This is a genomic window from Methylobacterium sp. 4-46 (assembly GCF_000019365.1).
GTDB lineage: Bacteria > Pseudomonadota > Alphaproteobacteria > Rhizobiales > Beijerinckiaceae > Methylobacterium.
This window is the reverse complement of the sequence record NC_010511.1, coordinates 3490471-3513750: the sequence shown is the minus strand read 5'-3', so window position 1 is coordinate 3513750 and position 23280 is coordinate 3490471. Positions and strand designations below refer to the sequence as shown.

Genomic DNA, 23280 nt, shown 5'->3' with positions numbered 1-23280 from the left:
CGCGTTTCCACCCTGCGAAATCGTGTTTCGCGCGAAACTGGCAGGGTGGACGGGGCCTGTCCAGCGGCGTCAGCGGATCAGGCGGTCGGCATGGGCGGCGCCGAGCCCGATCCGCTCGTAGTGCCGGCGCACCGCGTCGAGCTTGGTGAAGACGTCCTCGTAGCCGAGCGCCTGGCCGTAGGGATCGACGTAGGTATAGCCGCCCGTGACGTGGAACAGGGTGGCCATCTCGGTCACGTCGTCGGGCACGACCAGCGTGTGGGTCTCGCCGGGGGGCTCGAAGGCGTAGTCGCCGGGCGTCGCCTCCCACTCGTGCTCCAGGTAGCGCCAGCGCCCGCGCAGGGTGAAGGCGTGGACCGGCCCGCTGTGCCGGTGCCGCGACAGCACGCCCGCCGCCCGCACCCGCAGGATGTTCACGTAGTAGCCCTGGCTCACGCAGAGCACGAGGGGCTTGAAGGCGACGTCCGCCGATTGGGGCACCCAGTCGCGCTCGTCGCCGTCGAGGGCGAGGGCGCCGCCCACGAAGATGTCCGGCACCATGCCGCCCGGCTGCGGCAGCTGGTAGGCGATCTTGCGGGTGTCGAGGCGGGTGTCGAGGCGGGTGTCGAGGGCGGTGCGGGCAGTCTCGGTCATGGGGCCTCCGGATCTCGTCCCACAAGCTCTACGCGCGCAGGCGCCGGCAGATCCACCCCGCGCGGCGCGCGGCCGGCCACGCTCATCCTCCGTCAAGGCAAGTCCAGCGTCGAGGCAAGTCCAGGCGAGGCGGCAATGCTTGCTCCCGATTGACGCGAACGGCATATTGTCGGGTGCTTGCGCCGCGGCTCAGGGCAAACCATTAAAATACATATGCTCATGACGTATATATAGCGCCGTGCCTGCGGGCGCATAATCTGTGGGTGCGCTGGCGCACAAACTGACATGTCACCCATGATTATTCGGTCGGCGGGCGCGGAGCCGACGATTGTCAGGGAGCGATCTCGGACGTATGCCCCGGCCGGCAGCTTCGCAGGATCCGGACCATGCCGAGAGAGCGCGGAAAACGGCTTCAGATGGCGTTGGCGCTGCGGGGGAGGACCAAGCTCTACGCGTTTGCGGCGGAACTCGACGTCAATCCGAGTTCCGTGACGCGCTGGGTTGGCGGCGGGGAGATCTCGACCGAGCACGCCGTGCGCATATGCGAGGTGCTCGACGTCTCGCTGGACTGGCTGCTCCTGGGGCGCGGCGCGCCGGACCTCGCGGCCGATCGCGCGATCTCGGAGCGGGAGGCGAGGCTGCTGGCGACCTGCCAGCACCTGCCGTGCGACCTCGTCGACCAGGTGATCGGCCTGTTCGCGTGCCTGACCAAGCACGCGCGCTGACCGCGGGGGCGCCGGGACGGTTCGCGGCGGGAGGAGGGCGCCCCGGCGAACGGGGCGCCCTCCCGGGGATCCGCGGTGCCGGCTCCCGCTCGCCGGCGGGCGGCCTCGGGCGGGTTACGCCTCGAAGCAGAGCTTCCTGCCGGCGTTGGTGGGACTCGTGGCATTGTCCAGCCAGCCATTGACGTCCGTCGTATCGAGCGCCACCAGCCGGCCGGCATTGGCCTTGATTTTCAGAGTCAGAACCGAGAACTCGGTGCGGCGCACCTCGTAGCTCTGCTTCGAGACTTCCGATTTTCCGTTCTTGTCGTGCGCCATGTACAGCGCTGTATAGTAGACATAGAGCTTCGGTTGTGACAGATTGCTCATATCAATCGTCGATTGCGAGAACAAGTTCTTCCATTGTTGTGAATGTTCCTGGCCGAAGACGGATTTCGCCATGTCGGCGATGGCCGTCTTGATCGTCTGAAGATCCTTCGACGATACTCCCGTGTATAGATTGCTGATTTGATCGATAAGAAGGTTGTAATCTTTGCTCTCAAAGGTCTGCTTGGTGGTGTTGTTCGTCAAGAGGCCGAAGAACGGGTTGTTGCCGATCTCGGTGACGTAGCCGTTGAACGCTGCCGCCAGGGCCTCCGGGGTGAGCGTGGCCGGGTTGAAGTTGGCGCGCTTCTGGCTGTGCTGGAGGATGCTGGAGACCGCGGTCGGAAGGTTGGTGAGTTCCGTGTAGATCGCGGTCCCGCTCGCGTTCGGGTCGGCGGTGTCCTCACCGAGGAACGTCCCGCGCGCCGTCGCCGCGGCATTGTCGGCGAACACGAAATGATCATAATATTGGGGGATATTGTAAATCCAGCTATTCACGACATCATCTTCACTGAAGGTATTCATGTTAGATCCTCACTGATCATCGGCCACGACTCGGCGGCCGCGGACAGTCATAGCGCAATCCCTCGCGCCTATCTTGCAATGTATTTGCGCCGGTAAGCCGTAAGAGAGGAAGAATTTTCGTCAGGCGCAATCGAAAGCAGCGAAAATTGATTTGTCCATGCAACGGATGGATCATTTCATGTCTTGAGAAGCTGCCCGTGTCCGGAGCCAGGCAGATCGCGACGATCGGCAAATCTCCGGATGCGAGCGAGGCGTCGAGGCGGTCGAGAGAGGCATGCCTTAGAGTTTAATAATCTAACCTAGAGTGCGTTTCGGCCGCCGTCGCGGGGCGCTGCCGCGTGCCGAGCCGGAGACGGCGCCCCTGCGCGGGGTCCGGGTTCCGGGAGAGCGGGCCGGGAGAACCGGGCCGGGGCGGCGACCGCCGCTCAGCGCAGGGGCAGGAAGCCGGAGAAGCCGATCGCGAGTGGGCCGCCGGGATCCGGCGCGCCGGTCGAGCCCCGGGCGGGCGCGTCGCCCGGCCCCGTCACGACGATCGCGCCGTCGGCGGCGGACAGGAAGGCGGTGAGCGGGATGGGGCCGAGGCCGCCGATCTCGCCCAGGGTGACGGGCCGGGAGGCCAAGCTGGCATCGCCCCGCACCGGCAGGCCGCCGATCCTGAGCGGGAGGCGCGGGCGCCAGGAGGGATCGGCCGGCGCGACGACCCGGCCCTCGAAATGGAGGCCGTCCTCCGCGTACCAGTAGCGCCCCTGCTGGGCGGCGCCGCGCGGCGGCGCGCCGGGCGCCTGCCGCGCCAGCACCGGCGTCCAGGGGAACGGCGCGACCCGGTTCGGGCCGTACTGGCCGCGCCGCGCCCCCGGCGGCAGCCCGTAACCCCAGCCGTTGAAGTCGTTGCCGGCGACGCGGTGGCCCGCGAGGTCTGTCCCGATCCTCACCAGCGCCCCCGCGCCCGGGGCGTTCAGCGCGGTGTTGTTCGTCGCCACCAGGACGCCCCCTCCGTCCTGGGACAGGAACCCGGCCTCGAGCCGCGCGCCCTCCTGCACGGCCAGCGCCGTGTTGCTCATCATCAGGCGGCCGCCCGTGACCTCCGCGGCCGGGAAGCGGCCGACCAGCTGCTCGACATGGCCCCCGAGCACGCTGAGGAGGCCGCCCGTCACCCGGAGGCTCGGCGCCAGGGTGCCGCCGGTGAGCCGCAGGCTCTGCACCAGCACCGTGCCGCCCTTCACCAGCAGCGCCGGCCCGTCCGCCCGCGCATCGGCCCCCTTGGTCGAGCTGACCTGGCCGAGCATCACGTCGCCGTCCTCGTGGATGTAGGCGGCGCGGTCTCCGTCGAGCTGGATCTGGGCGATGTGGCGGGCGGCGCCCTTGCAGCAGCCCTGGGCCGTGCAGCAGCCGTGCGCCCTGGCCACGACCTTGTTCTGGAAGGTCGTGATCGCCTTGACGTCGAGCCCGTCCGCCCGCCCGAACTCCACGCAGGTGCCCTGCCCATCGCCCCACACGGCCATCAGCTCGGGATCGGCCGCGAAGTCGAACGGGAAGCAATGCACCGAGGTCACGTGCACGAAGTCGAGGGCGCCGTCGATCAGCAGGCCCTGGTTGAACATCCCGAGTTCGAGCAGGTCGATCTGCAATCCGCCGGGATTCGGGCCCTCGACCGGCTGGTGCCCGTTGATGCCGTTCCAGGCGTTCGAGAGGCGCAGATGGCCGATCTTGTAGCGGCTGGCGTTCCGCACATCGATGGCCCAGGGGTAGCGGCGCAGGGTGTCGCGGCTGGTGGCCCCGCTCTGGTCGAAGACGATGCCGATCCGGTCGATCCCGGAACTGTCGCCCACCGCCACCTCGATGACGGCGGCGGAGCCCTGGTAGCACGGCCCGACCTTCAGGATGGTCGAGGTCACGCCGTCGCCGAGCAGGAGTTGGCCGCTCGCCTGGGGCAGGCTGCCGCAGACCGGGTAGGTGCCGGCCGGGAATCGCAGGGCACGCCCCGTCGCCAGGGCCTCGCGCAGGTAGGGCGTGAGGTCGGCCGTGGATCGTCGCGCGCGGATGCCGGCGCGCAGGGGCTCGGGGATGAACGCCATCACGTCGAGCCCGTCCGGCGCCGCCGCGTCCGGGCCGGCGGCCGGCGCCCCGCCGCGCTCCGGGGCCGCCGGGGCCGCCGCGGGCAGGAGGAGCGCGAGCGCGAGTGCGGTGACGAGTCGGAGGGCCATGCTGCATTTCCCCTGGCTGGTCCCTTGGCCGGCCCCTCGGCCGACCCCTCGGCCGACCCCTGGCCGGTCCCGGCCCCGCCTCCGGCCTGCGCGCCGCCCGGCGCGCTACTCGACGATGCCGAGCGCCCGCATCCGGGCGATCGTCTCCAGGAGTCTGGGCCCGGTCTCGCGGCGCAGCACCGCCTCCGTCATCACGAAGGCCGGACCGCTGACATTGACCGCGAACAGGCCCTGGGCCCCCGGGCTGTGGATCGGGGCCGCCACCGCGTTGATCTCGGGGTGCCAGATGCCGACGCCGACGCAGAAGCCGCGCTCGGCCACCTCCGCCTGGCAGCGGGCGATGGTCCCCTCCAGGCGCGGCCACTCGGCCCCGGCCTCCGCGCGCAGGCGCGCGAGCAGGGGCGCGCGCTCGGCCTCGTCCATGCCCGCGAGCGTCGCCATGCCCATGGCGCTGCGGGCGAGCGGGAGGTGGAAGCCGACCTCCCGCGAGATGGTGATGGTCTGGCCGACGCCGCGCCAGAGCTGGATGTAGACGCTGTGCAGCCCGTCGCGCAGGCCCAGCGCCACGTGGGCCTGGACCGCCGTGGCGAGGTCCTGCAGGTAGGGCTTCGCCATCTGCGGGAAGGAGTTCTGGCGCAGGAAGGCGGCCGAGAGGGCGAGCACCGCCGGCCCCAGCCCGTAGCGCTCGCCATCCTCCCCGTGGACGAGGTAGCCGAGCGCCAGCAGCGTGTGCGTCAGGCGCGACACGGTCGGCTTCGGCAGGCCGGTGCGCGCCGCGATCTCCCGGTTGCCGAGCCACTCGGACGCGTCCCGGAAGGCGCGCAGCACCTGCAACCCTCGGGCGAGGGCGGTGACGAACTGGCGGTCGCCGTCCTCGCCGTCGGGGCGCGCGGGATCCCGCCACCCGGCCGCGGCGCGGCCGCGCGGCGTGTCGCGGCCCGGCGCGAGAGCCTCTGACATGTTCAGCCCCGTCTGGCATGGCCGCGCCCGCGGCCCCGGGCGCAACCCTGCCGATCCGCCGCCATTCCGGCAACCCGTTTCGCGATGCGGACCGCTATTTCGCGTCTTGACCCGTCCCGGGTGCGCGGGCAGGGTTCGGCCCTGGCCGCCCGGCCGTCGCGCCGGCGGCCGGCCCGACGGCGACGCCGAACACGGCGCGCGGTACGATGACAATCAAGACGAAAACGCCACCCGGAGGAGACGCCCTTGTTGAGATCGATCGCACGCACCGCCGCGGCCGGCATCCTGGCGCTCGCGGCCGGGGCGGCGCTGGCCGCGCCCGCCACCCTCAAGATCGCCTTCATCGATCCGCTGTCCGGCGGCGGCGCCGGCACCGGCGAGGCCGGCCTCAAGACCTTCCAGTTCATGGCCGAGCGCCTCAACGCCAACAACCCCGACCTGAAGCTCGAAGTCCTCGGCTACGACAACAAGCTCAATCCGCAGGAGAGCCTCGTCCAGCTTCAGAAGGCGATCGATTCCGGCGCCCGCGTCGTCGTGCAGGGCAACGGTTCGAGCGTGGCCTCCGCCATCGTCGACTTCGTCAACAAGTACAACGATCGCAACCCTGGCAAGGAGGTCGTCTACCTCAACTACGCCGCCGTCGATCCCGTGCTGACCAACGCGAAGTGCAGCTACTGGCACTTCCGGTTCGACGCCAATTCCGACATCAAGATGGGGGCCCTGACGAATTTCCTGAAGGGCAAGCCCGAGGTCAAGAAGGTCTACCTGATCAACCAGGATTACTCGTTCGGGCAGGCGGTGCGCAGCGCGGCGCGCGCGATGCTGAAGGAGAAGCGTCCGGACGTGCAGATCGTCGGCGACGAGGTCGCGCCGCTGCAGAAGGTCAACGACTTCTCGCCCTACGTCGCCAAGGTGAAAGCGTCCGGCGCCGACACGGTCATCACCGGCAACTGGGGCCAGGACATGGCGCTGCTGCTCAAGGCAGCGGCCGATGCCGGGCTTCAGGCCAATTTCTACACGTATTACGGCGGCGGGTCGGGATCGCCGACCGCGATCAAGCAGACGAATCTGGCCGACCGGGTCTTCCAGGTCGCCGAGGGCTACGCCAACATCCCGTACCCGGCCGGGCAGGAGTTCGAGAAGGCGTTCCGGGCCCGGGTCGGCCAGGAGCTGACCTATCCCCGCATCGTCAACCTGATGAACATCCTCGCCAAGGCCGCCGGCGAGGCGAAGTCGACCGACCCGAAGGCGATCGCGAAGGCGCTGGAATCCATCCACAACGACACGCTCTACGGCCAGGACAGCTTCATGCGGCCGGACGACCACCAGCTCTTCCAGCCGATCTACATCTCGCAATTCGGCCCCGTGGACACCGCCAAGCAATTCGACAGCGAGAATACCGGCTGGGGCTGGAAGGCGGCGGGCGAGGTCAGCGCGAAGGACACGCTGCTGCCGACCACCTGCAAGATGGACCGGCCGAGCTGAGGGCGGAAGGTCGGGAGGCGGTCGTCGGCCTTGCGCGACGGCCCCTCGGGAGCGAGCGTCGCGCGGCGCAGGGGCGAGGTCTCGCGGCCCGCCCCGCCCGCGCGGCGATGGACGCGGCGGCGGCGGGGGAGACCGCGTGCCCGCCTCCGCCCATCCCCGCGGCGGGCGCTGCCGCGAGCGCATGGTGACCCCGCGAAGAGCCGCGACCGCGCTGCAGGAGATCGCAGTTTGCTCGAACTTCTCATCGTCTCGACTCTGAACGGCGTGCTCTACGGCATGCTGCTGTTCCTGATGGCGAGCGGGTTGACGCTCATCTTCAGCATGATGGGCGTGCTCAACTTCGCGCATGCGAGCTTCTACATGCTCGGCGCGTTCTTCGGCTATCAGATCAGCCGCTTCACCGGCTTCTGGGTCGGGCTCGTGGTGGCACCCCTGGCGGTCGGCGGCATCGGGGCGCTGATCGAGCGCTTCGGCCTGCGCAACGTGCACCGGCACGGCCACGTCCCCGAACTCCTCTTCACCTTCGGCCTCGCCTACGTCATCGAGGAGGCGGTGCAGATGGTCTGGGGCAAGCTGCCGGTCGATTACCGGGTCCCGGCGCTCCTGGATTTTCCCGCCTTCACCATCTTCGACACCAACTACCCGGCCTACAAGCTGTTCATGCTGGTCGTCTCGGTGACGATCTTCGCCGGGCTGCTCCTCGTCCTGACCCGCACCCGGATCGGGCTGATCATCCAGGCGGCGCTGACCCATCCGAGCATGGTGGCGATGCTCGGCCACGACGTCGCCAAGGTCTTCATGCTGGTCTTCGGCATCGGCACCGGGCTCGCGGCGGTGGCGGGGGTCATCGCGGGGCCGGCCCTGGTCACCCAGGCGAACATGGCGGGCCTGCTCGGCCCGATCCTGTTCGTGGTCGTGGTGGTGGGCGGGCTCGGCTCGCTCACCGGCGCCTTCGTGGCCTCCCTGCTGATCGGCCTCGTCCAGACCTTCGCGGTCTCCCTCGACGTCTCGCCGGCGAGCGTGGCCGCCGCGCTCGGGATCGCGGCGGCGCCGGGGGCCGGGGTGCTCGGCGACCTCTGGACGGTCACGATCGCGCAGGTCGGGCCGGTGATCCCCTACCTCCTGCTCGTGATCGTGCTGATCGTGCGACCGACCGGGCTGCTCGGGAACCGCGAAGCATGACCGATCTCGCTCACGGCGCCGCCCCCGACTGGGCCGCGGGCCGGCCGGCCGCCGCGGCGGCGCCGCCGCGCCGCGGCCTGCTCGGCCGGGTCGCCCCCTGGCTCGCCGCCGCCGCGATCCTCGCGGCCGCCCCGCAGGTCTTCTCCGGCGGCACCGCCCTCACGATGCTGAGCCTGATGGGCATCGCGATCGTGTTCGCCCTGTCCTACAACATGCTGCTCGGCCAGACCGGGCTGCTCTCCTTCGGGCACGCGGTCTATTACGGGCTCGGCGCGTTCTTCACGGTCCACGCCATGAACGCCGTCGCGGCCGGGCGCCTGCCCATCCCCCTCGCGGTCATGCCGCTCGTCGGCGCGGCGACCGGGCTCGGATTCGGCCTCGTCTTCGGGGCGGTCTCGACGCGGCGCGCCGGCACCGTCTTCGCGATGATCTCGCTCGGCCTCGCCGAACTCGTCGCCTCGGGCTCGCACATCCTGCACAGCTTCTTCGGCGGCGAGGAGGGCGTCACCACCAACCGCACCAAGATGCTGCGCCTGTTCGACCTCAGCTTCGGGCCGCAGATCCAGGTCTACTACCTGATCGCCGGCTGGTGCCTGATCTGCGCCCTGCTGATGTACGGGATCACCCGGACGCCGCTCGGGCGGCTGTGCAACGCCGTGCGGGAGAACCCGGAGCGGGTCGAGTTCATCGGCTACGAGCCCCGCACCGTGCGCCTGATCGCCTTCTGCCTCTCGGCCGGCTTCGCGGGCGTGGCGGGGGCGCTCGCGGCCATCAACTTCGAGATCGTCAACGTCTCGTATCTCAGCCTCAACCAGTCGGGGGTGGTGCTGCTCGCCGCCTTCATCGGCGGCATCGGCCACTTCGTCGGGCCGGTGATCGGCGCCGTGGTGGTGACGATCCTGCAGGTGTCGCTCTCCGACCTGACCGAGGTCTGGCAGCTGTATTTCGGGCTCCTGTTCATCGCGATCGTGATGTTCGCCCCGGGCGGCCTCGCCGGGCTCGCCCTGATGCACGGTCCCCTGCTGCGCGCCGGCACCGCCCACCGGCTCCTGCCGGCCTACGCCCTCGCCCTGCCGCCCGCGCTCGCGCTGGTCCTCGGCCTGATCGGCCTGATCGAGATGAGCTTCCACGCCCTCGTGAAGGCCGGCGAGGGCAGCGCCCTGCGCCTGTTCGGCCTCGCCCTCGACGTCGCCTCGCCACTGCCCTGGCTCCTCGCCGCGGCCGCCCTCGCGGCGGGCATCCTCGGCCTGCGCGCCGCGTCCCCCCGCGTGGCGGCCGCGTGGCACGAGGCCGCGCCGGCCGGTCCGGAGGCCGCCTCCCGATGAGCGCGCCCGCCCTCGAACTCGCCGGCGTCACCAAGTCCTTCGGGCCGACGCAGATCATCGCGGGCATCGACCTCGCCGTCCCGGCGGGCGAGCGCCACGCCATCATCGGACCGAACGGGGCCGGCAAGTCGACCCTGTTCAACCTGATCAGCGGCCGCCTCGCCCCGACGAGCGGCACCATCCGGCTGGAGGGCGCCGACATCACCGGGGCGCGGCCCGCCGCCATCAACCGGCGCGGCCTCGCGCGCAGCTTCCAGGTCACCAACATCTTCCCCAAGCTCACCGTCTGGGAGAACGTGCGCTGCGCGGTGCTGCGCGCCATGGGCCACCGGCCGGTCTTCTGGCGCAGCGCCGAGCGCCTGCCGGGCGTCGCCGACCGCACGGCGGCGATCCTCGACAGCATCCGCCTCGGCCACCGCGCCGCGATGCCGGCCGGCATGCTCGCCTACGCGGAGCAGCGGGCCCTAGAGATCGGCATCAGCATCGCGAGCGACGCCCGGGTGATCCTGCTCGACGAGCCCATGGCCGGCATGAGCCACAGCGAGAGCGAGCACGCCACCGCGCTGATCCGCGAGGTCACGGCCGGGCGCACCCTGCTGATGGTCGAGCACGACATGGCGGTGGTGTTCGGCCTCGCCGACCGCATCTCGGTGCTCGTCTACGGCCGCCTCATCGCCACCGACACGCCGGCCCGCATCCGGGGCAATCGCGCCGTGCAGGAAGCCTATCTGGGGGTCGCCGCATGAGCGCCGCCGCCTCGCCGCCCGGCCCGGCCCTGCTCGAGGTCGAGGACCTGCACGCCTATTACGGCAAGAGCCACATCCTGCAGGGCGTGAGCTTCACGGTCGGGGCGGGGGAGATCGTCTCGATCCTCGGCCGCAACGGGGTCGGCCGCTCGACGACCCTGAAGGCCATCATGGGGGATGTCGCCCCGCGCGGCACGATCCGCTTCAAGGGCCGGCCGATCGCCGGGCTGAAACCCCACCTCGTCGCGCGCCGCGGCCTCGGCTACGTGCCGGAGGAGCGGGCGATCTTCCCCAAGCTCACGGTGCGCCAGAACCTCGCCCTCGGCGAGAAGGCGGGCTCGGGCGCGCGCTGGACCGAGGCCGACATCTTCCGGCTCTTCCCGCGGCTCGAGGAGCGCATCGACACGCCGGGGGGCGTGCTGTCGGGGGGCGAGCAGCAGATGCTCACCATCTGCCGCACCCTGATGGGCAATCCCGAGCTGATCATGATCGACGAGCCGACGGAGGGGCTCTCGCCCCAGATGGTGGCGCGCGTCGGCGAGCTCGTCGCCGAGATCGCGGCCCGGGGCGTCTCCGTTCTCCTGGTCGAGCAGAAGCTGACGATCGCCCTGAAGCTGTCGCGGCGGCTCTACGTGATGGGCCACGGCCGCGTCGTCTTCGAGGGCACGCCCGCCGCGCTGATGGCCGACGAGGCCGTGCGGCGGGAATGGCTGGAGGTGTGAGGCGGGGGCTCCCCCTCCCTACGAGCCGGGCCCGCGCCGCGATCCGCACCTCGGCTCAGAACAGGCTGAACCGGTAGTCGGCGCCGATCCGCATCAGGTGCGCGTCGAGGCCGACCCGCGCCCGCACCGGCGTTCCTCCGGCCCGGAACGCCACCCTCCGGTCGAGCTCCGCGAAGAGATACTCGGCCTTGAGCGACCAGTCCGGCGTGATCTTGTAGGCGACGCCGCCGCCCACCGTGTAGCCGTCGAGCGGGATCGAGCGGCGGACCGGGCCCGCGAAGGCCCCGACGAACGGCCGGCCGGCGCCGAGACCGAACCGCTGCGTCGCCGCGACGCCCTCGGCGTTGAATTCCGTGAAGGCCCAGCCGCCCGTGGCGTAGACCAGGACCGGGCCCCAGGCGTAACCGATCCGCCCGCGGATCGTGGCGTGGTACGTGTCCGTCTGCAGGCGGCCATTCGCGGTGCCCAGACCCGCCGCGGCGATGATGCCGGTGTGCCGGACGCCGCTGTAGCCGATATCGCCCTCGAGGCCGGCGACGAATCCGTTCTCGGGCGCGAACTGGTAATTGTACCCGACCGTCCCCCCCGCCACGAACCCGCCCGCCGAGGGGCGCGACGCCGCGCCGGGCAGGGGAGCGAGGCTCCGCAGCAGGAAATTCCCGTCCACGAGGCCCGCGACGTTCGCGCCGAAATACGCGCCCGTCCAGGTGAAGGTCGGCACGGGCGCGACGACCGGCGGCGCCGCGCGGCGAGGTAGATCGGCGGCCTGCGCGCCCGTGGCGGCGAGCACGGCCAGCAATCCGGAAGCAGCAACCCTGTTCACGGCAGGCTCTCCGACGAGACTGACGTAAGGTTAGATCACCCGAAGCGAGTCGTCTGTGGCAAGGCCGCCACAGTGCGCGGCGAAGATCGGCGCGACAGTGAGGCAAATATCACGTGATACGACATCCGGCTGATTGCTTCGCCATCTCCCATTTCGGCAATGCGGATGTCGGCTTCGCTCAAGCGCCGCGCGGGCTTGGCAGACGCTGTCCGGAAGATCACTTCCGGAAAGCGTATGAAATGAGCAGAAGATCTCTTGCCGTCGGGTCGCTGTCCCGGTGCTCCGAGGGCGCAATCGTGCGGGCCGCGCGGACGATCGGCAAAAGTTAAGCGAAAGTAAAACGCTGGAGGCCGTCGGACCGAGATGGCTGCGCCGGCCGAGATGCGGCGGTCCCGGTCTGCCGCGAAGGGCGGCGCCGGCGCGGGACGTCGCGAGCGGCGGGCGATCCCGGGCCGGCCGCCCGCGCCGCGGCGGGCGGCCGGCGGCGCGCCTCAGCGCACGCCGAGCAGCTCGACGTCGAAGATCAGGGTCGCGTTCGGCGGGATGACGCCGCCGGCGCCGCGCGCGCCGTAGCCGAGATCCGGCGGGATCAGGAGGGTGCGCTTGCCGCCGACCTTCATGGTCGAGAGGCCCTCGTCCCAGCCCTTGATGACCTGGCCGGTGCCGACCGCGAATTCCAGCGGCTGGCCGCGATCGACCGAGCTGTCGAACTTCTTCCCCTTGCGGCCCTTGTCATCGAGCCAGCCCGTGTAGTGCACGCTGACCCTCTGGCCGGCCTGGGGCTGCGGCCCGGTGCCGACCACGTCGTCCTTGTACTTCAGGCCCGAGGCGGTGGTGACGAAATCGGCGGAGGAGGCGGCGCTGCTCATGGCGATCAACAGGGCTCCGGCACGGAGGAGGGAGGAGGGGCGCATCGCGGACAAGGGTCCTCGTGTCACGAACGGAGGGCCGGGTTAGCACGCCCGCCCGCCGCTGCCGAGAGGCCGGGGTCACGCCCGCGGCAGGCTGTCCGGATCGACGGGCGCGCCCTCGGCCCAGCGCAGGACGAGCGCCCGCACGTCCTCCGGGGCGGCGAGCCGGCGCTGCGCGATCGTCTCGCCGCCGCCGACGCGCACGCTGATGCCGCCATCCGCGTTCACGGTCGCGAAGGCCTTCTCGTCCGTGAGGTCGTCGCCGAGGAAGACGGCGCGGCGCCCCGCATAGGGCGGCCGCTCCTGGAACTGCCGGATGGCGTGGCCCTTGGTGGCGCTGGCGGGCAGGATCTCGCCCACCGCCTTGCCGAGCTGCAGCCGGTAGGCGCTGCCGAGATCGGCCGCCAGCCGCTCCACCGCCGCCTGCGCCCGGTCCGCGTCGCCCGGCGTGGCGAGGCGCCAATGCACCGCCACCGAGCACCCCTTGTCCTCGATCAGCACCCGATCGAGTGCGGCGGCCTGCCGCTTCAGCGCCTCGACCCCCGCGCGCAGGGAGGGGTGGGCGGCGGGCTCGCAGCCCGCGACGGCGTCGCCCCGCCGCATCTCCACCCCGTGCAGCCCGCCCACGTCGAAGCGCTCGGGCGCCAGGAACCCGTCGATGGTCGCGATCGGCCGGCCGGTCACGATGGCGAGCGCGCCGCCGAGCCGCGCCCGCAGGGCCGCGAGGGCGGGCGGCAGCGCCGGCGGCACGACGACCGCGTCGGGCCGGGGAGCGATGTCGACGAGGGTGCCGTCAAAGTCGAGGAACAGCGCGTGGGCGGTGTCGGTCACGGTTCGGCTCTCCGGAAGCGGCGGCGCAGCCTCCCGCCGCGCGGGTCGGGCCCGCGACGGGGGCGAGGCCATAAACCGCGTGGCGGCCGCCGAGGCAAATGCCCCGGGGCCGAGGCAGGGGGTTCGGGGCGGAGGCAGGGGCCTCGGCGGCCGAAGCCTCGGGCATCGTGACGCGGGGCCGGCGGCGCGGGGCCGGCGCATCCTCCCGGGCGAGAGGAGGCCCGCATGCCGCCGCAGCCGATCCCCCCGGGCCCGGGCCAGGAGAGCGTCTGGGCCTACCCGCGCCCGCCGCGCCTGGAGCCCGTGGCCGAGCGCCTCGCCGTCGTCCTCGGCGGAATCACCATCGCGCAGACCCGGGCCGGGTTCCGCGTGCTGGAAACCAGCCATCCGCCGACCTACTACTTCCCGCCCGACTCGGTCCTGCCGGGCGTGCTCGGCCCGCCCCGGCCCGCCAGCCTGTGCGAGTGGAAGGGGCGCGCCGTCCTGCACGACGTGACGGCCGGCGGCCGCACCGTCCCGGGCGCGGCCTGGGCCTACCCGGCGCCGATGCCGGGATTCCGGCCGATCGCCCACTACCTCGCCTTCTACGCCGGCCCCATGGAGGCCTGCTTCGTCGGCGACGAGCGGGTGACGCCCCAGCCCGGCGGCTTCTACGGCGGCTGGATCACCGGCGCGGTGGTCGGGCCGTTCAAGGGCGGGCCGGGCACGATCGGCTGGTGAGGGGGGCCTCCTCGGCGCGCTCCACGGCCGCGTCGCCCGCGAGCCGGTCGAGCCGGTCCAGCATCCGCCGCACGTGGCTGCCGGGCCAGTAGAGGCGCCCGCAGGACGGGCAGGCCCGGAACGGGCCGGGTCCGGCCCGCGCCGCCGCCGGCAGGGCGGCAACCTCCTCGGCCGGGGCCGCTCGCAACGGGGCGTTGTCGACCAGGCAGCGGCTGAAGCGGGCGAGGTGCCAGTCGATCGCGCGCAGCCGCGACAGCTGCCGGGCCTGCGCCTCCGGCCGCTCCTCCCGGATCAGGAGCGCGCGTGCCCGCGCCTCCCGGGCGAGGCGCCGGTCGCGGGTGAGGAGGATCCTCTCCTCCGCGGCCGCGAGCGCCAGGAGGTCGCGGTCGGGCGTGCCCGGCGCGGCGAGCCGCGCGTCGTGGCCCGCCGCGCGCAGCAGGCGCGCGAGCCGCCCCAGCATCTCGTCGCAGAGCCAGCGGGGCGGGGCGTCGACGCTCACGGCGCGGGGCGCGGCGCCTCGATCGCGGGCCAGGGCCGCGCCGCCTCGAAGGCCCGCGCCGCCGCCAGCACCCGCGCGTCCTCGCCCATCGGGCCGACGATCTGCAGCCCGACCGGGAGCCCCGCCGCGCTGAGACCGCAGGGCACGCTCGCCGCCGGCTGACCGGTGAGGTTGAACGGGTAGGAGAACGGCGTCCAGGCGAGCCAGTCGTCGCCCTCGCTCCCGTCCGCCGGCGTGAGCCGCCCGACCGGGAGCGCGGGCACGGCCACCGCGGGGGTCAGCAGCAGGTCGTAGCGGGCGTGGAACCGCGCCATCGCGGTGAAGATCGCGGCCCGCGCGTTGAGCGCGGCCAGGAAATCCGGCGCCGAGATCCGGCTGCCGCGCTCGGCCGCCGCGCGCAGGGCCGGCTCGACCGCCCCGCGCTGCGCCTCCGGGATGGTGCGCAGCACGCTCCAGGCGCCGACGAGCCAGATGCCGTTGAGCGTCTCGACCGGGTCGGCGAAGCCCGGATCCGCCTCCTCCACGGTCGCGCCGAGCTCCGCGAAGGCGGATGCCGCCCGCGCGGTCAGCGCCTCGACCTCCGGGTCGACCCGCGCCGCGTAGCCGAGCCGCGGGCTCCAGGCGATCCGCAGGCCGCGCACGCCCGCCGCGAGGCCGGCCGCGTAATCCGGCGGCTCCGAGAGCCAGGCCAGCATGTCGCGCGCGTCGGGCCGCGCGATCGCCCGCAGCATCAGCGCCGCGTCGGAGACCCGCCGCGCGAGCGGGCCGAGATGCGCCACCGGCCCGAACGGGGAGGGCGGGTAGGCCGGCACCCGCCCGTAGGAGGGTTTCAGCCCGAAGACGCCGCAGAAGGCGGCCGGGATGCGGATCGAGCCCGCCCCGTCCGTGCCCAGATGCGCGAGGCCGAGATCGAGCGCCGCCGCCGCCGCGGCCCCGGCCGAGGAGCCTCCCGTGGTGCGGGACAGGTCCCAGGGATTGCGGGTCGGGCCGGTCAGGGTCGAGTCGCCGAGGCCCTTCCAGCCGAATTCCGGCATCGTCGTCTTGCCGAGCGGGATCGCGCCCGCCTCGAGCAGGCGCTCGGTCGCGGGCGCGCTCGCGGCGAGGGGCTCCGGCGAGGTCGTGGGCGAGCCGCGCCGCATCGGATGGCCCGCCCAGGCGATGTTGTCCTTGATCGTGACCGGGATCCCGTCCAGGGGGCCGCGCGGGGTGCCGGCGCGCCAGCGGGCCTCCGACTCGGCGGCCCGCGCCAGGGCCGCCTCCGCGTCGACCAGGACGAAGGCGTTGATGGCGGGCTCGTGCGCCGCGATCCGGGCGAGGCTGTCCGCCACCACCTCCCGCGGCGAGAGCGCGCCGTCGCTGTAGCGCGCCGCCAGGGCCGCCCCGTCGAGGTGCCGGATCTCCGTCATACCCTGCTCCCTGCCCGCGGGGGCTCACCGCCCCCTGAACTCCCGGCGGAGGGACGGGGTCCCTCCGCCCCCTACGCGGCCGGATAGGTCCGGCCCTTCCAGCTCGCCACCCCCGCCGGGCCGGGGCGCAGGAGCGCGTTCCACTGCAGGGCGAGCGTCAGCAGCACGCTGACCGGGTGCAGCGGCACCGTCCACCACGCCTCGCGCGCCTTCGCGGTCACCGCGACCCGCGTGGCGAGCGAGACCGTCGCGGCGGCGAGCGCGCCCGCGTCGCCGAGGGCGAGCAGCAGCCAGGGAAGAACCTGCCCGCCGAACAGGAGCAGCGTCCAGACCGGCAGCCCCCGCTTCGTCGCCATGCCCTCGTGCGCGTTCTTCGAGAAGCCGGCCCAGGCCTGGGCGAGCCCCGCATACATGCGGCAGGTCGCGAGCGGCGCCCCGTCGACGAGGTCGGTGCGCAGGCCCGCCCGCCGGAAGACCCGCGGCAGCTGCACGCCGTCGTGCAGGCTGGTGCGGATCGCCTCGTGCCCGCCCGCCGCCCGGTAGGCCGTCGCGTCGGCCAGCACCAGCTGCCCGCAGGCCGCGCCCAGCGCCGGGTGGTTGACGAGCCGGGCGAGCGGGACCGGCAGGTAGCCGAGGAGCAGAAAGTTGATCATCGGCACGGTCAGCGCCTCGCCCAGGGTGCCGGTCACCTGCCGCGGCACGCCGCTCACCAGCCCGGCCCCGCCGCGGCGCGCCCGCGCCGCCAGCGCCGCCGCGGCGTCCGGAGCGAGGTGCACATCCGCGTCGATGAAGAGCAGGTGGTCGCCCCGCGCGGCCTCGGCGAGGCGCTGGCAGGCGTGGTTCTTCCCCGTCCAGCCGGGGGGAAGCGGCGGCACGCGCAGGAGGCGCAGCCGCGGATCCTCGGCGGCGCGCGCCGCCACGAGATCGGGCGTGCCGTCCGTCGAGTGATCGTCCGCCACCACCACCTCGAGCGCCACCTGCCGGCTCGCCAGGGCCGCGGCGAGCGTCGCCGGCAGGTTGGCGGCCTCGTTGCGCGCCGGGATCAGGATCGAGACCAATCCCTCGCCCGGCTCCGGGCGCGGGGCGCGCAGGGACGCGAGGTTGCCGATGGCGAGCACCGCCGGGATCAGCGCCAGGACGAGGGCGAGGAGGGCCAGGAGCGTCACGGTCTCAGCCCTTGCCGTGGCCGGGCTCGAAGCGCCGCCCGGCGAGGGCGGCCGCGACCCGCCGCCCGAGATCGTAGATACCCCCGACGCCGCGGCGTCCCTCGGTGAGGGCGACGAAGCGGGCCGGGTCGCGGCTCATCACGTCCGCGCTCAGCCGGTCGAGCACGCCCGTGAGCGCCCCCTCCAGCCGCTCCAGCCGCGCCGCGCGGGGCAGGGCGAGGAGGTCCCGGCCCGCGAGCGCCGGGCCGAAGGCCGCGAAGGCCTCGGCCCCCCGCTCGGACCAGAACGCGTATTCGAGGGCGAGGGGCAGGAACAGCGCGTCCGGCGCGACCTCGGGCAGGTGCGCCACACCCGGGCGCAGCCCGAGCGGGCGCTCGCGCACGTCGCTGAACCGGCCCTGCGCCGTGACCCAGAGCGCCCGCTCCGGGCGGGAGAGGATGCGGCGCGAGGCGGTGAGGAAGGCGGCGGCGCCCCGGCGCGAGGCCGGATCGACCCCGAAGGCGCCGATCCGCCCGAAGACCCCGTACTTCGCCAGCATCTGCGCGTCGAAGGGAGCGTAGCCCTCGCGGTCCGGGAAGCAGCGCTCGGCCAGCACGATGAGCACGGCGGCGTCCCACCAGGCCGGGTGGTTGCAGTAGACCACGAGCGGCCCGGGATGGCCGCGCAGGTCCGGCGCCCCCCAGCGGCTCAGGCGCAGCGCCGTGAGGTGGCGCCGCAGGTAGCGGTCGAAGTAGGCCGCCATGAAGCGCCACGCGAGGGCGGAGCGCCGACGCGTCGGGTCGTCCGGCCCGCGACCGCTCACGAGGCGGTCCGCAGGGCCTCGCCGCGGGCGTCCTGGTCCATGGCGTCGGCGGCGATCCAGCCCGACATCATCACCATCGGCATGCCCGGGCCCGGATGCGCGGCCCCGCCCGCGAGGTAGAGGCCCTGCACCTCCCGCGAGCGGTTGCCCGGCTTGAACGCGCCCATGATCCGCCCGTGCGAGGCGAGGCCGTAGATCGCCCCGTTCAGCACCTTGTAGCGGGCGTGGATGTCGGCCGGGGTGAGGTGCCGCTCGACCACGATCCGCTCCTCGATGTCGTGCAGGCCGGCCGTCCGCTTGAGCTTGTCGAGGATCACCCTCCGGTAGGCCGGCAGCATCTGCGACCAGTCGTGGTGCGGGCGCAGGTAGGGCGTGTGGACCAGTACGTAGAGCGCCTCGCCGCCCGCGGGCGCCACCGACGGGTCGGTGGCGCTCGGCGCCGCCAGGTAGGCGGTCGGGTCGGGGGCGGGCTCGCCCTTCCGGTAGATGGCGTCGAACTCCTCCTCCGGATCGCGCGAGAACACGAAGTCGTGATGGGCGAGGTGGTCGTAGCGCCTGTTGAGCCCGAGATAGAGCACCACGCCCGAGCAGGCCGGCTCGAAGCTCTTCTTCTCGTAGCTCCGGCCGACCTCGCCGCCGACGAGTTCGCGGTAGGTGCGCACCGAATCCATGTTCGAGATCACGCGGTCGAAGCGCGCCACGCCCTCGCGGGTGCGCAGGCCCCGCACGGCGCCGTTCTCGATCGCGAGCCCCTCGACCTCGCTGTCGGGCTTCAGCACGGCGCCGAGTTCGGTGGCGAGCCTCATCAGCCCCTCGGCCACCGCGCGGGTGCCGCCCATCGGGTACCACACCCCCTCGGCGGTCTGCATGTGCGCGATGGCGCAGAGCACGGCCGGCGCCCCGTAGGGCGAGGACCCGACATATTGCACGAAGTGATCGAGCATCTGGGCGAGCCGCGCGTCCCGCACCTTGCCCCGGATGGTGCTCGCGACCGAGGCATGCATGCGCAGGGACAGAACGTCGCGCAGCGTGCCGGGGTTCATGTTCGCGCGGATGTTGATCGTGTCGAACAGGTCCTCGACCGGCTTCCAGAAGAAGAACCGCTCCGAGATCCCGTGCAGGTGCTCGGAGATGCCGATGAAGCGCTTGTAGCCCTCGCCGGCCCCGGCGCCGGGCACGAAGCGGTCCATGGATTCCGCCATGCGGGCGACGTTCTCGACGAGGTCGATGCGGCTGCCGTCGTCGAAGAAGCAGCGCCATTGCGGGTCGAGGCGGCGCAGGTCCATGTAGTCGTGCACGGAGCGTCCGGCCTCGCCGAAGATCCGCTCCAGCACGCGGGGCACCGTCAGGATGGTCGGCCCCATGTCGAAGCGGAAGCCGCCCTCGTGCAGCACCGCGGCCTTGCCGCCGATCCAGGAATTCTTGTCGTAGAGCGTGACCCTGTGGCCGCGCGCCGCCGCCACGCAGGCCGCTGCCAGCCCGCCCAACCCTCCGCCGACCACGGCGACCGCCGATCCAGAGCCCATCACCGACGTCACTCCCCGGGGCACGCCTCGCGGATGCGCGCGCCTCACCCAAAGCTAGGCCGCCCCGCGGGACGGTCAACGCTACACCGGGTCGCGCGGGGGGCTCAGGGGGTGAGCCGGCCGATCACCGCCGGGGTCCCGTCCGGTCCGGCGCGCAGCACCACCACCTCGCCCTCGGCCGGCACGAGGCCGGTGAGCGCCGTGATGTTCACCTGGTGGGTGACGAGGGCAAGGATGCCGGGCCCCCGCCAGGCCGCGATCCGGGCGCGCACGGCGCGGCTCTGCGCCTCGCCGTCGCCCTGCGCGAAGACCGAATCGAGCGGCGGGAAGCCCTCGGCGCGGCCGAAGGCGAGGCGGGCGGTCTCCTGCGCCCGGCACCAGCGGCTCGCCAGCACCGCGCCGACCGCGATCCCGTGCCGGCGGAAGCCCTCGCCGATCTGCCGGGCCTGGGCGCGTCCCTCGTCCGAGAGGTTGCGCTGGGTCGCGCAATCGTCGAGCCGCAAGCCCGGCGGGTCGCCGAAGCCGGGCGCCCGGGCGTGGCGCAGGAGCGCGACGGTGCCGTCCCGCTTCAGGGCCGCCCAGGGATCCTCGCCCGCGAGGGCCGGCAGGCTCAGGACGACGAGCAGGGCGGGGAGGAGGCGCGGCATGACGAGGACGATCTCCGGTCGCGACGAGGACAGATAGGCGGGCAGGCGGAGATGTCGTCCTGCCGCGGCGCCGGCACGATCGCGCTCCCGGCGCGGGCGGGCCACCGGGTCGCGGCGCGTCCCATTCGCCCGCGCGATCGCGGTGATCACGGGATTTGGTTGGAGTGGCGGCCCCGCCGGTGCGATGGTCGCGCCGAAGGAGCCCGCCCGTGCCGACGCTCGTCATCGCCAACAAGGTCTACTCGTCCTGGTCCCTGCGGCCCTGGCTCGCGCTGCGGCACGCCGGCATCCCGTTCGACGAGGTGCTGATCCCCCTCGACCAGCCCGACACGCGCGCGCGCATCCTCGCCCATTCGCCGGCCGGGCGGGTGCCGGTGCTGATCGACGGCGAGGTCACGGTCTGGGAGTCCCTCGCCATCCTCGAATACGCGGCCGAGCGCTGGCCCGAGGCCGGGATCTGGCCGGGAGAGCGCGCGGCGCGGGCCCACGCGCGGGCGATCTCGGCCGAGATGCATTCCGGATTCCAGGCCCTGTGCGCCGCCCTGCCGATGAATCTCGGCCGCCGCTACGCCGCGCGGGACCGCGGCCCGGCCGTGGCGGCCGACTTCGCCCGCGTCACCGCGATCTGGCGCGACGCCCGCGCGCGCTTCGGTGCGGGCGGTCCCTTCCTGTTCGGGGCCTTCAGCGGGGCGGACGCGATGTTCGCCCCGGTGGTGACGCGCCTCGACACCTACGCGGTCGCGGTCGATCCGGAGGTTCGGGCCTACATGGAGGCGGTGCTGGGCCTGCCGGCCCTCGCGGCGTGGCGCGAGGCGGCCCTGCGCGAGCCCTGGATCGTTCCGGCGGACGAGCTGGACGAGGCGCCCGCCGCGACCCTGCGTCCGCAGCCCTGAGCCCGGCCCGGCACCCGCCTCAGACGATCCGGCGCGAGACCAGCGTCAAGGCCGCCGCGAGCCCCGCCGCCGCGATGCCGGCGAGCACGGCCCAGGCCGGCCAGGCCGCCGCGGCACCCTCGCCGAGGGCGCCCTGGAAGGCCTCGATCGCCCAGGCGTTCGGCGTGAACCAGCCGAGCGTCTGGAGCCACGGCGGCATCAGGAAGCGCGGCACCATGCTGCCGCCGATCGCCGAGAGCAGCAGCACCCCGAAGGTCGAGACGAGATGCGCCTGCTGGCGCGTGCGCGCGGCCGCGCAGGCGGCGAGGCCGAGCCCGGCCGCCATGCCGGAGACCAGGATCCCGGTGACGAGCCAGGCCAGGAGGTTCGGCCCGACCGAGACGCCGTAGAGCAGGGAGGCCGCCGCGAAGATCAGGGCCCCCTGGCCGAGCCCCTGCGCGACCAGGAACAGGAACTTGCCGAGCACCACGACCGGCAGCCCGCCCGGCCCGGCCGCGAGCCGGTCGGCGATGCCGGATTGGCGCTCCTCCACCAGCGAGAGCGCCCCCTGCATCGCCGCGAAGAGCAGGAACACCGCGGTGATCGCCCCCGCATAGTAGCCGACCCGGTCGTTGCTGCCCGCCCGCGCGGTGGTCGTCCGCTCGACCAGCGAGGCGAAGGAAAAGGCCTCGCGCTTGGCCCGGCTCTCCGCGAAGGTCTGGTCGAGGAAGGCCCGCTCGTCGGGGCCGATCTTGCCCGCCCGCTCCACGTCCGCGACGACCCGGGACAGCACCACGTCGGGCAGCGATTCGTTGAGCACGCGCTGCACTTGGCCGAGGGCGATCGGCGTCGCCAGCGCGCGGGCCGGGCTTTCCACCAGGAGGAGGGGCGCCGGCTGCCCGGTCCCCGCGCCGCCGCCCGCGAGGTCGGCGCGCAGCACCAGCGCGACGTCCACCTCCCCGCGGCGCACCGCCGCCAGCGGGTCGCCGGTCAGCCGGCTCACCCGCAGCGCCGGGTCGCGCTCCAGCGCCGCGGCGAGGCGCTCGGTGCTGGCGGTCCGGGCGGCGTCGCTCAGGCCGAGATGGATGCGCACCCGGTCCCCGACCGCGCCGGAGAAGATCGCCGCGAAGACCGAGAAGATCACGGTCGGCAGCACGAAGGCCATGACCAGGGCGGCGCGGTCGCGCAGCAGGGTCAGGAGCATCACCCGGAAGGCGGCGGCGATCATCGCGGCTCGGCCTCCGGCAGGGCGTGCGAGGCGCCGACGATGTCGAGGTAGAGCGCTTCGAGGCCCGGCTCCCTCACCCGGATCTCGCGCACCGGCACGCCCTTCTTGCGCAGGTAGGCGAGGAGCGCCGCCCCGTCCCGCCCGCCCGCCACCGCGTCGATCGCCCGCCAGGTCAGCGCGCCCGCCGGGTGGAAGCCCGCCGCCCGCAGCGCCGCCGCGGCGCCCGGCCCGGCCGGCTCGCCGAGCGCCGCCTCGTGCTCGGGCGGGCCGGCCCGGAGGGTGGAGAGCAGCGCGTCGAGGCGGCCCTCCAGGCGGATGCGCCCGTCGCGCAGGAAGGCGACCCGGTCGGCGAGGCGCTCGGCCTCGGCGAAATCGTGCGTGGCGATGAGGATCGCGGTCCCGCTCCGGCGCAGCCGCTCCAGCATGCCGTGGATCGCCGCCCGGGCGACCCGGTCGACGCCCTGGGTCGGCTCGTCGAGCAGGACCACGCGCGGCTCGGCGAGCAGCGCCGCCGCGATGTTGGTGCGCCGCTGGTAGCCGCCCGACAGGGTGCCGACGAGGCGGTCCGCCACCTCGGCGAGGCCCGTCCGCTCCACCGCCCGCGCCGCCGCCCGCGCCCGCTCCCCCCGCCCGAGCCCGGCGAGCCGCGCGAACACGTCGAGGTTCTCGGCCACGGTGAGGCGGGGATAGAGGGCGATCTCCTGCGGCACCCAGCCGATCGCGCCGCGCACCGCCCGGTCCGCCGCCGGGTCCCGGCCGAGGATCCGCACGCTGCCGCGGGCCGGGGTGAGCCGCCCGGCGAGGAGCCGCATCAGGCTGGTCTTGCCGGCGCCGTTCGGGCCGAGCAGCGCCAGGATCTCGCCGCCCGCGAGCGCGAGGTCGACGCCGTCGAGGACGGGCGTCCCGCGATAGGCGAGGGCGAGATCCCGGGCGGACGCGGCGAGGAGGGACACGGCATGGCTCGACGGGAGGGGGGGATGGG

23 protein-coding genes are annotated in these 23280 nt (G+C 73.2%); 8 read left to right on the top strand and 15 right to left on the bottom strand.

The window, feature by feature from the left end; translation table 11 throughout:
- Positions 1 to 69 precede the first annotated feature (69 nt).
- The gene (locus M446_RS15200; RefSeq protein ID WP_012332980.1) at positions 70 to 633 is read right to left on the bottom strand and encodes a 2,4'-dihydroxyacetophenone dioxygenase family protein; all 564 of its coding nucleotides are present in this window, start codon (positions 631 to 633) and stop codon (positions 70 to 72) included.
- 416 nt (positions 634 to 1049) lie between these two features.
- On the opposite strand from M446_RS15200, the gene M446_RS15195 reads away from it, so the two are divergent.
- Positions 1050 to 1358 (top strand): helix-turn-helix domain-containing protein, encoded by a 309-nt coding sequence (locus M446_RS15195; RefSeq protein ID WP_018260442.1) that lies wholly within the window; start codon positions 1050 to 1052, stop codon positions 1356 to 1358.
- Between the two features lie 114 nt (positions 1359 to 1472).
- Here M446_RS15195 and M446_RS15190 read toward each other — a convergent pair whose 3' ends face one another.
- From M446_RS15190 to M446_RS15180, 3 genes are all read right to left on the bottom strand, one after another.
- Complete coding sequence (locus M446_RS15190) at positions 1473 to 2243, bottom strand: hypothetical protein (RefSeq protein ID WP_012332978.1); 771 nt, start codon at positions 2241 to 2243, stop codon at positions 1473 to 1475.
- A 425-nt stretch (positions 2244 to 2668) separates the two neighbouring features.
- Positions 2669 to 4447: a hypothetical protein gene (locus tag M446_RS15185; protein ID WP_012332977.1), complete on the bottom strand. Its 1779-nt coding sequence runs from the start codon at positions 4445 to 4447 to the stop codon at positions 2669 to 2671.
- Positions 4448 to 4552: 105 nt separating this feature from the next.
- On the bottom strand, positions 4553 to 5407 hold the full coding sequence (locus M446_RS15180; RefSeq protein ID WP_012332976.1) for an IclR family transcriptional regulator: 855 nt from the start codon (positions 5405 to 5407) through the stop codon (positions 4553 to 4555).
- Positions 5408 to 5656: 249 nt separating this feature from the next.
- On the opposite strand from M446_RS15180, the gene M446_RS15175 reads away from it, so the two are divergent.
- The 5 genes from M446_RS15175 (at position 5657) to M446_RS15155 (ending at position 10867) form a co-directional block, all read left to right on the top strand.
- On the top strand, positions 5657 to 6892 hold the full coding sequence (locus tag M446_RS15175) for a branched-chain amino acid ABC transporter substrate-binding protein (RefSeq protein ID WP_012332975.1): 1236 nt from the start codon (positions 5657 to 5659) through the stop codon (positions 6890 to 6892).
- 228 nt (positions 6893 to 7120) lie between these two features.
- Positions 7121 to 8074, top strand: coding sequence for a branched-chain amino acid ABC transporter permease (locus M446_RS15170; RefSeq protein WP_012332974.1), 954 nt, complete (start codon positions 7121 to 7123; stop codon positions 8072 to 8074).
- Positions 8071 to 9399 carry a branched-chain amino acid ABC transporter permease gene (locus tag M446_RS15165; RefSeq protein ID WP_012332973.1) on the top strand — a complete coding sequence of 443 codons (1329 nt, stop codon included), beginning with the start codon at positions 8071 to 8073 and terminating at the stop codon, positions 9397 to 9399. The genes M446_RS15170 and M446_RS15165 overlap by 4 nt, the downstream gene beginning before the upstream one ends.
- Positions 9396 to 10145: an ABC transporter ATP-binding protein gene (locus M446_RS15160; protein WP_012332972.1), complete on the top strand. Its 750-nt coding sequence runs from the start codon at positions 9396 to 9398 to the stop codon at positions 10143 to 10145. The genes M446_RS15165 and M446_RS15160 overlap by 4 nt, the downstream gene beginning before the upstream one ends.
- A gap of 29 nt (positions 10146 to 10174) precedes the next feature.
- Positions 10175 to 10867 carry an ABC transporter ATP-binding protein gene (locus M446_RS15155; protein WP_026190584.1) on the top strand — a complete coding sequence of 231 codons (693 nt, stop codon included), beginning with the start codon at positions 10175 to 10177 and terminating at the stop codon, positions 10865 to 10867.
- A gap of 55 nt (positions 10868 to 10922) precedes the next feature.
- On the opposite strand, the gene M446_RS34210 is transcribed toward M446_RS15155, so the two are convergent.
- From M446_RS34210 to otsB, 3 genes are all read right to left on the bottom strand, one after another.
- Complete coding sequence (locus tag M446_RS34210; protein WP_012332970.1) at positions 10923 to 11690, bottom strand: outer membrane protein; 768 nt, start codon at positions 11688 to 11690, stop codon at positions 10923 to 10925.
- A 491-nt stretch (positions 11691 to 12181) separates the two neighbouring features.
- Positions 12182 to 12604, bottom strand: coding sequence for an FKBP-type peptidyl-prolyl cis-trans isomerase (locus M446_RS15145; RefSeq protein ID WP_012332969.1), 423 nt, complete (start codon positions 12602 to 12604; stop codon positions 12182 to 12184).
- A 75-nt stretch (positions 12605 to 12679) separates the two neighbouring features.
- The gene (otsB, locus tag M446_RS15140; protein ID WP_012332968.1) at positions 12680 to 13432 is read right to left on the bottom strand and encodes a trehalose-phosphatase; all 753 of its coding nucleotides are present in this window, start codon (positions 13430 to 13432) and stop codon (positions 12680 to 12682) included.
- Between the two features lie 225 nt (positions 13433 to 13657).
- Between otsB and M446_RS15135 the strand changes: the two genes are divergently transcribed.
- Positions 13658 to 14152 (top strand): DUF427 domain-containing protein, encoded by a 495-nt coding sequence (locus tag M446_RS15135; RefSeq protein WP_012332967.1) that lies wholly within the window; start codon positions 13658 to 13660, stop codon positions 14150 to 14152.
- Here the strand turns inward: M446_RS15135 and M446_RS15130 are convergent.
- From M446_RS15130 to M446_RS15105, 6 genes are all read right to left on the bottom strand, one after another.
- Positions 14121 to 14651, bottom strand: coding sequence for a Mut7-C RNAse domain-containing protein (locus M446_RS15130; protein ID WP_012332966.1), 531 nt, complete (start codon positions 14649 to 14651; stop codon positions 14121 to 14123). The genes M446_RS15135 and M446_RS15130 overlap by 32 nt on opposite strands.
- Complete coding sequence (locus M446_RS15125; protein WP_012332965.1) at positions 14648 to 16057, bottom strand: amidase; 1410 nt, start codon at positions 16055 to 16057, stop codon at positions 14648 to 14650. Before M446_RS15125 ends, M446_RS15130 begins: the two co-directional genes overlap by 4 nt.
- 71 nt (positions 16058 to 16128) lie before the next feature.
- Positions 16129 to 17223 (bottom strand): glycosyltransferase, encoded by a 1095-nt coding sequence (locus tag M446_RS15120; protein ID WP_012332964.1) that lies wholly within the window; start codon positions 17221 to 17223, stop codon positions 16129 to 16131.
- A gap of 4 nt (positions 17224 to 17227) precedes the next feature.
- A complete protein-coding gene (locus M446_RS15115) occupies positions 17228 to 17965 on the bottom strand; it encodes a lysophospholipid acyltransferase family protein (protein ID WP_210161195.1) in 738 nt (245 codons plus the stop codon).
- A gap of 56 nt (positions 17966 to 18021) precedes the next feature.
- Positions 18022 to 19551 (bottom strand): phytoene desaturase family protein, encoded by a 1530-nt coding sequence (locus tag M446_RS15110; RefSeq protein WP_012332962.1) that lies wholly within the window; start codon positions 19549 to 19551, stop codon positions 18022 to 18024.
- A 104-nt stretch (positions 19552 to 19655) separates the two neighbouring features.
- Positions 19656 to 20198 (bottom strand): histidine phosphatase family protein, encoded by a 543-nt coding sequence (locus M446_RS15105; protein ID WP_012332961.1) that lies wholly within the window; start codon positions 20196 to 20198, stop codon positions 19656 to 19658.
- A gap of 209 nt (positions 20199 to 20407) precedes the next feature.
- On the opposite strand from M446_RS15105, the gene M446_RS15100 reads away from it, so the two are divergent.
- Positions 20408 to 21091, top strand: a complete 684-nt coding sequence (locus tag M446_RS15100; protein ID WP_012332960.1) for a glutathione S-transferase family protein — start codon at positions 20408 to 20410, stop codon at positions 21089 to 21091.
- 19 nt (positions 21092 to 21110) lie between these two features.
- On the opposite strand, the gene M446_RS15095 is transcribed toward M446_RS15100, so the two are convergent.
- Both M446_RS15095 and M446_RS15090 read right to left on the bottom strand, forming a co-directional pair.
- Entirely contained in the window at positions 21111 to 22298 is a 1188-nt protein-coding gene (locus tag M446_RS15095) for an ABC transporter permease (RefSeq protein ID WP_012332959.1), read from the bottom strand.
- Positions 22295 to 23251: an ABC transporter ATP-binding protein gene (locus M446_RS15090; RefSeq protein WP_012332958.1), complete on the bottom strand. Its 957-nt coding sequence runs from the start codon at positions 23249 to 23251 to the stop codon at positions 22295 to 22297. The genes M446_RS15095 and M446_RS15090 overlap by 4 nt, the downstream gene beginning before the upstream one ends.
- Positions 23252 to 23280 lie beyond the last annotated feature (29 nt).